Origin of the sequence: Vibrio sp. 10N.286.51.E5 (assembly GCF_041469125.1) — a bacterium.
GTDB classification, from domain to species: Bacteria; Pseudomonadota; Gammaproteobacteria; order Enterobacterales; family Vibrionaceae; genus Vibrio; species Vibrio crassostreae_C.
The window spans coordinates 26,113-35,816 of the sequence record NZ_JBFRJZ010000037.1 but is presented as its reverse complement, the minus strand read 5'-3'; the positions used below and the strand labels follow the sequence as shown (position 1 = coordinate 35,816).

9 protein-coding genes are annotated in these 9,704 nt (G+C 44.9%); 5 read left to right on the top strand and 4 right to left on the bottom strand.

What is annotated here, in order from left to right; all coding sequences use genetic code 11:
* The 5 genes from AB4161_RS13955 to AB4161_RS13935 form a co-directional block, all read left to right on the top strand.
* On the top strand, window positions 1–291 hold a 291-nt coding region (locus AB4161_RS13955), incomplete at its 5' end, for a DUF2796 domain-containing protein (protein ID WP_372083492.1).
* 140 nt (window positions 292–431) lie between these two features.
* On the top strand, window positions 432–1,148 hold the full coding sequence (locus tag AB4161_RS13950) for an ABC transporter ATP-binding protein (RefSeq protein WP_248339190.1): 717 nt from the start codon (window positions 432–434) through the stop codon (window positions 1,146–1,148).
* Window positions 1,145–2,404, top strand: coding sequence for an ABC transporter permease (locus tag AB4161_RS13945; protein ID WP_171733238.1), 1,260 nt, complete (start codon window positions 1,145–1,147; stop codon window positions 2,402–2,404). The genes AB4161_RS13950 and AB4161_RS13945 overlap by 4 nt, the downstream gene beginning before the upstream one ends.
* A 14-nt stretch (window positions 2,405–2,418) precedes the next feature.
* Complete coding sequence (locus AB4161_RS13940) at window positions 2,419–2,934, top strand: DUF3299 domain-containing protein (RefSeq protein WP_248369743.1); 516 nt, start codon at window positions 2,419–2,421, stop codon at window positions 2,932–2,934.
* A gap of 514 nt (window positions 2,935–3,448) precedes the next feature.
* Complete coding sequence (locus AB4161_RS13935; protein WP_372083491.1) at window positions 3,449–4,357, top strand: TIGR03899 family protein; 909 nt, start codon at window positions 3,449–3,451, stop codon at window positions 4,355–4,357.
* 163 nt (window positions 4,358–4,520) lie between these two features.
* On the opposite strand, the gene cysC is transcribed toward AB4161_RS13935, so the two are convergent.
* From cysC to cysD, 4 genes are all read right to left on the bottom strand, one after another.
* A complete protein-coding gene (gene cysC / locus AB4161_RS13930; RefSeq protein ID WP_017067555.1) occupies window positions 4,521–5,141 on the bottom strand; it encodes an adenylyl-sulfate kinase in 621 nt (206 codons plus the stop codon).
* A 24-nt stretch (window positions 5,142–5,165) separates the two neighbouring features.
* The gene (locus AB4161_RS13925) at window positions 5,166–6,890 is read right to left on the bottom strand and encodes an SLC13 family permease (protein WP_372083490.1); all 1,725 of its coding nucleotides are present in this window, start codon (window positions 6,888–6,890) and stop codon (window positions 5,166–5,168) included.
* A 65-nt stretch (window positions 6,891–6,955) separates the two neighbouring features.
* On the bottom strand, window positions 6,956–8,386 hold the full coding sequence (cysN, locus tag AB4161_RS13920; RefSeq protein ID WP_017063719.1) for a sulfate adenylyltransferase subunit CysN: 1,431 nt from the start codon (window positions 8,384–8,386) through the stop codon (window positions 6,956–6,958).
* 18 nt (window positions 8,387–8,404) lie between these two features.
* Window positions 8,405–9,349, bottom strand: a complete 945-nt coding sequence (cysD, locus tag AB4161_RS13915; protein ID WP_226088532.1) for a sulfate adenylyltransferase subunit CysD — start codon at window positions 9,347–9,349, stop codon at window positions 8,405–8,407.
* Window positions 9,350–9,704 lie beyond the last annotated feature (355 nt).

Sequence of the window (9,704 nt, the reverse complement as noted above, 5' to 3'; positions counted from 1 at the left end):
GACCACGAAGGCCATGACCACGCTGAGCACGATCATGACGACCACAAAGACCATGACCACGCTGAACACGATCATGATGACCACGAAGGTCATGACCACTCTGAAGGTGGCCACGGCGAATTCACCGTTGAGTACCATTACCAATGTTCAGACGTTGCTAAGCTAGACACAGTTAGCACTCAATGGTTCTCTAAGTTCGGTAATACAGAAAAAATGACTGTGAACTTACTAACAGACACAGCTCAAGTACAAGAAGTGCTTAACGCAGAGCGTATTAGTTTCCGATTCTAATCACTCCTAGATCGGATTAAACGTAAAATAAACAGTCAGGTAAGTCATCGCTTACTTGGCTGTTCAAATCGGTGTGTCTGGGGAATTTATGCTTCAAATTACTGTCCAGTAGATACACCGCTTTAATTATTGGAGCTAGCATGTCTTCTGACAGTTCATCATTTGTGGTCAAACTCGAAAATATCAGCTTTCGTTGGAAGCCTGAATTACCACCAACGCTAGAGATCCCCTCTCTTCACATCCAAGCCCAAGAGCACCTTTTTATTAAAGGGCCAAGTGGTTGTGGAAAATCAACTTTGTTAGGGCTACTGACCGGAATCAACCAAGCTGAGCAAGGAGAAGTCTCTATCCTTGATCAAGACCTCACTCAGCTTACACCTCGTCAAAGAGATAAATTCAGAGCCGATCATATTGGTTATATTTTCCAACAATTTAACCTGCTTCCTTATCTATCAGTTATCGATAACGTGACGCTTCCTTGCCAGTTTTCACAGATACGTAAACAGCAAGTCGCTGAAAGCCAGAAAAGCTTACAAGAGACGGCTCGAGAGTTGTTACTCCGATTAAAACTACCTCAAGCTTTAATGGACAAGCCCGTTACCGAGTTGAGCATAGGTCAACAACAACGTGTTGCTGCCGCTCGTGCTTTGATTGGCCAACCCAAAATCATTATTGCCGACGAGCCAACCTCGGCTTTGGATCATGACAACCGAGAAGCTTTTATCGAACTGTTGTTAGAACAAGCCAACCAGGCAGGGTCTACTCTTATCTTTGTTAGCCATGATCCAACACTAGAAAAGTTGTTCACTCGAACCATAGATTTAAAAACCGTTAACCAAGCTAAGGTTGTCGTATGAAAGTAATTACTCACTTAGCCTTAAAAAGCGTACTCAACCGTAAAGCCACGGCTATTCTCACTATTCTCACGGTAGCTGTATCTGTCATTCTCTTGCTCGGCGTAGAACGCGTTAGAACCGAAGCAAAAAGCAGCTTCGCCAATACGATTTCAGGTACTGACCTTATCGTTGGTGGCCGTTCTGGTCAGGTCAACCTGCTGCTTTACTCAGTATTCAGAATCGGTAATGCGACCAACAACATCGACTGGAAAAGCTATGAAGAATTTAGCCAGCACAACGCAGTAAAGTGGGCGATACCAATCTCATTGGGCGATTCACACAAAGGCTTCCGTGTGATGGGTACCAACCATAGCTACTTTGAAAACTATCGCTATGGAAGTAAGCAATTACTTACTTTCCAACAAGGTAAAGAATTTGAACAGCTATTTGATGTAGTGATTGGTGCCGATGTCGCGAAGAAGCTAGATTACAAAATCGGTGATCAAATCATTCTTGCGCACGGTATCAGTGATGTTGCGTTTAGCCGTCACGATAATCTGCCCTTCAAGATTGTGGGAATACTCGCGCCAACCGGAACACCAGTAGACAAAACCGTACACGTATCGCTCGAGGCAATCGAAGCGATTCACGTTGGCTGGGAATCAGGTGCTAATTTAGGACATACACCGGATGCGGAAACCTTAAAGACTTTTGATTTCCAACCGAAGCAGATTACCGCGATGATGCTCGGGCTGAATTCGAAGATTCAAACCTTCGCACTGCAGAGAGAAATCAATAACTACCGCCAAGAACCTTTAAGCGCCATTATGCCGGGCATTGCACTTCACGAATTGTGGGGAATGATGGCTGTAGCAGAACAAGCACTATTGATTGTTTCAGGGTTTGTTGTCGTCGCCGGTTTATTGGGCATGCTCAGTAGCCTACTCACTAGCTTGCAAGAAAGGCGCCGAGAGATGGCCATCCTACGTGCGATGGGCGCAAGACCTCGTCATGTGTTTGGTTTACTGATCAGTGAAGCCAGTGCGCTAACCTTCCTTGGTATTACATTAGGTGTTGCAGTGTTGTTTGCGCTGATCGCAGTGGTTGCTCCTATTGTGCAACAAAGTTATGGTATCAACATATCGATATCCGCAATCACACCGCATGAGTGGAAACTGCTTATGCTGGTACAAGTTGCCGGAATCATTATCGGCTTTATTCCCGCTTTCAGGGCTTACCGCCAGTCATTGTCTGATGGCATGACGATTCGAATCTAAAATAGGAACCTACGATGCAACGCAAATTCCTACTGATACTTGGGATACTTCTGTTCCCATTTATCAGTACAGCTCACGCTGAAACCACTCAGAATGACGAATCGGTATTAACACTTGAATGGATTGATTTGATTCCAGAATCAGAGCGCGCTCAGCTAGATTCATTTGGTATGCCGATGGTTGACCACAATAGTATGGATAAACCTCAACAATCAACACTTGGTGCTGTTCGCCCAGAGCTGAATGGCAGCACAGTAAAGATTCCTGGCTTTGTGATTCCATTGGAAGGTGATGAAAATATGATCACTGAGTTTCTGCTGGTACCGTACTTTGGCGCATGTATCCACGTGCCACCGCCACCACCGAACCAAATCATCTACGTGAAGTTCCCGAAAGGTGCACCAATACAGCAGTTATGGGATGTGATCTATTTGGTCGGAACGCTGAAAACTGAGTCAATCAGCCATGACTTAGCGCAAACCGGTTATCTTATTGAAGGTACTGCGATTGAAGAATATGACGACATGTAGTCATTAGAAGGGTGGCTCAAGGATGAGCTGCCGTCACTGAACGAGTGCGATCATTCAATAACAGTTTAATAACGATAATTTTCTTCTGAATTACGCGATGTAATTAGATAAGTAAGCTAGAACAGCGACATAAGTCGCGAGTAATAACCCTATACTAAGCTGTTTCTTCAGCTTGTTATCATTGACTTGATTCATAACTCCTCCTTGAGAACTACAACAAATTTAACATTTTATTATCATTAGCAAAAGTAAAATTTTGTTGAAACCTTCAACTCTGCACGCAAAATCTAGCCACCAATAAGATAAAGAGTTACATTTTAGGCAGTTATACCAATCACAATAAGTAAGTGTTCAGGAATAGCGTAGGAAAAAGGCTTAAGAGCAAGGCGGCGCTTTTTGATAAGTAGTTATTCTACAATCAAAAATTGTAGCTCAGTTATCGAGCGTTTTAACAAGCTAGGTTTAGCAATTATTTACTACGATTGGTCTTGAGTCATCTCCTAACGGTACTCTTATGTCAGAAACTAAACAGCCAGTGATCATTGAGCATGCTAGCGACACACAGCATAAGCATGAGAAAAAGCCTCATATTGCCGACAGTGCCAGCAGAATGCTGCACATCGCACAAAGCTTCGGCCTCGATTCCTTAATTAGTCATAGTGCCAAGCCAAACGATAAAGCTGAGAGTACGCTTATCGAACGGGCACTATTGCGAGAGAAAAAGCGTAGAGAGCTTCGCCAAAAGAACCTAGAACAGATTCTAAAGTTGGCGCACTCTTCGTGTAAGGATGAAGCGGCTGGAGACCCGGATCAGGACTGGCTATATCGTTTCTTCGACATGGCACAAGAGATCCACAATACATCGATGCAAAGGCTATGGGCTCAAGTACTGAAACGAGAAGTCACCAATCCAGGCTCGACATCGATGAAGGCACTGCAGATCTTAAAAGACATGACACCAAAAGAAGCGTTAACTCTACAAAGAGCGGCATCACTGGGTTGTAGCTTTGGTAGCGATAGCAGCAGAAAGCTCTTACTCGGTTTTAAATCTCATGCAGGGCTATTCAGCTTTGGCAAAAGGGATACCACCAACACCATCAACCTTGGTGGGCACAACCTGCCCTACTCCAGCCTGCTCCACTTGATAGAGCTCGGGATTATTCTGGGTACAGAATTGGAATCCGGAGAGATTGATTTCGATCCAGCCCTGTACCTAACCTATCAAGGTAAGAGCATGTCACTGGCACCGTTATCAAAAGGCGTGAAGCTGGTTTACTATCGATTCAGCCCTACAGGCAATGAGCTTTGTACCTTGCTTGGCAACAAGCCAAACACGCAGTATTACAACCAACTGATTGCACTATTGAGCCAGAAATTCACAGTACAGACAGAAGTGAAAAGCAGCGTAAATTACACCGTCTAGACACTCGACGGAGCTAAAATAGACGGTGTAAAAAGTGAAGTATAGAGAGGAATAAAGAGAATCTAGAGGATAGGTTTCTTGTCTCGGTAAACTAAGGCTGCACTATTTATCGGTCGTGAATAAACAGATAAACAGCTGAGTAGCCTTAGTCATACCAACGATCTCAGTTGGCTAAGATATTTCGCTTCTCCAGCGCATCAATACACAGTTCGACCAATTCATCGAGTGTCTTCTCACCTGCAGGTAGATCAATCTCAGGGTTCTGAGGCGCTTCGTACACTGAACTAATACCTGTAAAGTTCGGGATCTCTCCGGCACGTGCTTTCTTATACAGACCTTTAGGGTCACGCTGTTCGCAAACCTCTAATGGAGTATTGACGAACACCTCAAGAAACTCACCTTCCGGCAATAAATCTCTCACGAGTTGCCTTTCAGCTTGATGCGGAGAAATAAAGGCTGACAACACGATCAAGCCTGCATCTGCCATCAATTTAGCAAGCTCACCAATACGACGGATGTTCTCTCGACGATCTTGCTCAGAGAAGCCAAGGTCACTACATAATCCATGACGCACATTGTCGCCATCCAATAAATAAGTATGGTAACCAAGCTGTGCCAAGCGATTTTCTAATGCTCCAGCGACTGTCGATTTACCAGAACCAGACAACCCCGTGAACCAGAGCACGGCTGGCTTTTGTGATTTCAGATCCGCGCGAAATGTTTTATCAATCGAGTGTTGATGCCACACAACATTCTCATCTTTGGGTTTGAGTACTGCGGTCATAATTAGTCCTTTAAATAAACAGCATTAAAATGGGAAAAAATAAGGAATTAGGGTCAGCACCAAGCCCGAATATACAATCGAGATTGGAATGCCGATACGTAGGTAATCCGTTAAATGGTAATTACCTACGCTATAAACAAGTAAGTTGGTTTGATAACCGTATGGAGATATAAAACTGGCACTGGCACCAAACAGTACCGCCATGATGAACGGCATAGGGTCAACGCCATAACCTACTGCCATACTGTAGCCAATCGGAAATGAGAGTGCTGCAGCCGCATTATTGGTCACCAGCTCTGTCAAAACCAAAGTCATAAAGTAGGTAGCAACTAACGCACCGAATACGCCCCAGCCATTAAACGCCTCCATAAACATCAGCCCCATCCGCTCAGATAAACCCGATGAAATCATCAGTTGAGCAATAGAAAGTGCAGAGCCCACGATCACCACAATATCAACTGGGAAACGGCGGCGGAGCTCACCCAGTTGCACCACGCCAAATGCCACCAGCAACAGTAGAAAACCAGCTAAGCCTTTGATAATAGGTACTGCATCGATAAGGGCTAAACCAATCACGCTAGCAAAGCCGAGCAACACGAACGTCGATTTGTCGGCATCAAGCTTGGCACTCGAATCTAAGTCATTCATCAACACAAACTCTTTGTTGTGTTGTTGGCGCTGTTCTTCAAAGCGTTTACCTGGAACCAAAATCAAGGTATCACCAGCGGTCAATGTGATATTCCCTAGCCCACCTTCTAGGCGTTCATGGCCACGACGAATAGCAACCACAACCGCATCGAAACGGTCTCTAAACTGGCTAGTTTTCAGGGTTTTGTTACAAAAACTTGCTGATGAACTCACCACCACTTCAACAAAGCTCTGGCCATTCAAATGATGCTGACCAAACAGAGTCAGTCCTTGAATTTCTTGCAGTGTCGCCACGCTCTCAACATCACCACAAAACAGCAATCGGTCACGAGCTTGAAGAATAAAATCAGGGTCAATCGACGCGGTGGTTTTACCGTCTCGAATCACTTCGGCTAAGAACAGTTTTCTAAGAGCTCTAAGATTATTTTCACTGACGCTACGGCCAACTAATGGAGAACCTGGCTCAACTCGCGCCTCGAGAAAGTAAGGCAGATCATCTTGAGAACCATCATCGTAGCTGGGTAGAAAATAGCTAAGAGGAATAAGGATCAATACCCCACCGACCAAAACCGCTAAACCGATCAAGGTAGGTGTGAAAAAGTTTAAGCTCGGTAAACCTGCATCTTCAACAAAACTATTGATGATCAAATTGGTAGAGGTGCCGATCAATGTCAGGGTGCCACCTAAGATGGCAGCGTATGACAAAGGGATAAGTAACTTAGACGGCGCGTGCTGTTGATTACGTTTGATCGCCCCGATCAAAGAAACAACCACCGCGGTGTTATTAGTAAAAGAAGAAAGTAACGCTGTAGAAATACCCAACTTCGCAACCACGGTACCTAGCCTACCTTCAGAGATATTGCGGCTAACCCAGCTGATTAAGCGAGTTTTCTCCAACGCACTTGATGCGAGGATCAGAAGAATTAAAGTCAGTAACGAGGAGTTAGTGAAGTTATTAGCCAAGCTCGACAACTCGATCATGCCAGCCATAAAAGCAATAAACGCCGCGCCAGCAAAGATAAAGCTTGGCTTAATACGGGTAACGAGCAGGCAAGTAATGATGCCGAGCAAAATCGCTAATACAAATCCTTGTTGCCACATATACCCGTCCTTTATGGCGGAAACGATCGGTTTCCGCCTGATTCAATAAGCTGTTACTTGGTCGTTTATGACTTCAGTAGTTGGCTTAGATCTTTGGCATCCCAATGAGGGAAATGTTTGCGAACCAATGCGTTGAACTCAAGTTCAAATGCAGAGAAGTTACCGACTTGCTGTTCAACAGAGTCCAAACGGTCTCGAATCAAACCCGCGCCAACCGTCACGTTGGTTAGTCGGTCGATAACGATGAAGCCACCGGTATCGGCACTTTCACGGTATTTATCCAGCGCGACAGTCTCGTTCAGTGACCATTCACACAAGCCAATGCCATTCAATGGCAACTCATCGACAGCGTGAGTCGATAGGTTGTTGATGTCGTATTGGTGACGAACCGTTTCAACCTGACCAACGGTTTTCTTGCCTGCGATCTTGATGTCGTAAGCTTTGCCCGGTTGCAATGGTTGCTCTGTCATCCACACGATGTCAGCCAATACGTGGTTAGTGGATTCAATCTGCGCGTTTTCTAGCACAATCAAATCACCACGACTGATATCAATCTCATCTTCAAGAGTCAGTGTTACTGCCAAGCCCGCTTGCGCAGACTCCAAATCACCATCAAAAGTTACAATGCGTGCAACCTTAGAGGTTTTACCCGACGGCAGCGCCTTGATTTCATCACCGACACTGACACGGCCAGAGGCAACGGTGCCAGCAAAACCGCGGAAGTCTAAGTTAGGACGATTGACGTACTGAACTGGGAATCGGAATTCACCTGCCGAACGCTTTTGGTCAATGTCGACGTTCTCTAACACTTCTAGCAGAGATGGGCCTTCGAACCATGCAAGCTCTTTACTTGGTGCAGCAACGTTGATGCCTTCAAGCGCCGATACTGGCAAGATCTGAATATTGGTTTCACCTTCTAGGTTTTCTGCAAACTCTAGATACTGATCGCGAATCTCTTCAAAACGATCTTGTGAATACTCCACAAGATCCATCTTGTTTACAGCAACGATGAAATGCTTCAAACCAAGCAGGTTAGAGATAAACGAGTGACGACGTGTTTGATCCAGAACGCCCTTACGAGCATCAATCAAGATCACCGCCAGATCACACGTTGAAGCGCCTGTTGCCATGTTGCGCGTATACTGCTCATGCCCAGGAGTATCAGCAATAATGAACTTACGTTTTTGAGTCGAGAAGTAGCGGTAAGCCACATCGATCGTGATCCCTTGCTCACGCTCAGCCTGCAGACCATCAACAAGCAGTGCCAAATCAGGTTTCTCACCTGTCGTTCCCACTCGTTGGCTATCCGAGTGAACCGCCGCTAGCTGATCTTCATAAATCTGTTTTGTATCATGGAGTAAGCGACCGATTAGCGTACTTTTACCGTCATCTACCGAGCCACAAGTTAAAAATCTAAGCATAGATTTATGCTGATGCTGACTTAGATAACCTTCAATCCCTAGTTCAGCCAATTCGGCTTCTACTGCACTATTCATTTTTCTTTCCTTAGATTCTTAGAAATAACCTTGGCGCTTTTTCAGCTCCATAGAGCCCGACTGATCATGGTCAATCGCTCGACCTTGACGCTCACTAGACGTCGCCACCAGCATCTCTTCAATAATGCCCGTTAGCGTATTCGCCTCAGATTCAACCGCTCCGGTTAATGGGTAACAGCCTAAAGTACGAAAACGAACGCTTTTCTCTTCAATCACTTCACCTTCTTGCAGCTCCATACGGTCATCATCAACCATGATCAGCATGCCATCACGCTCAACTACAGGGCGTTTGTCTGAAAGGTAAAGTGGAACAATATCGATGCTCTCTAGATAGATGTATTGCCAGATATCGAGCTCAGTCCAATTAGATAGCGGGAAGACACGAATGCTTTCGCCCTTATTAACCTGACCGTTGTAGGTGTGCCAAAGCTCTGGACGCTGGTTTTTTGGATCCCACGTATGGTTCTTATCACGGAAAGAATAAACACGTTCTTTCGCACGAGATTTTTCTTCATCACGACGCGCACCACCAAAAGCCGCATCGAACCCATACTTGTTTAACGCCTGCTTAAGGCCCTGTGTTTTCATGATGTCAGTGTGCTTCGAAGAACCATGTACAAATGGGCTACAACCCATCTCAATACCTTCTGGGTTCTTATGTACTAAAAGGTCGAAGCCGTACTTTTTAGCCGTACGATCACGAAACTCAATCATCTCGCGGAATTTCCAATCCGTATCTACATGCAATAACGGGAATGGAATCTTGCCTGGATAAAACGCTTTGCGAGCTAAATGAAGCATCACAGAAGAATCTTTTCCGATGGAGTACATCATCACTGGGTTATCAAACTCAGCCGCTACTTCACGGATAATATGAATACTTTCCGCTTCGAGCTGTTTTAGGTGGGTTAAACGTTCTTGGTCCATTTCAGTGCTTCCTTTAAGGCTCGCGTTACGAGCAATTCATTACTTGGTCTTGCCAAGCAAGGGATTTAACTCATCCACTTGAGTGAATGGGAGTATTGGCACTAGAAGAAAACAGAAGCTTCGTTTTGAGCTATCCTTGCTATTCATCTGCCTGATACGTCCTTGATATAGGCATTATGACGAGCCTCTCATATTACTGGAAATTCTAAAATTTCATTTTTTATTCGAAAAGCTGATAAGGGATTGAATTTACCGATAAGCAGGTGAAATGAATGGACTAAATATTATCGATATCAGTTGCGCATCGATTGAGCAGCTTTGTGAGGCGTCTTGCAGAACACCATAAAGTAATCGATCTAAGTCACGAATTAACATTCGTTGTAATCATTGT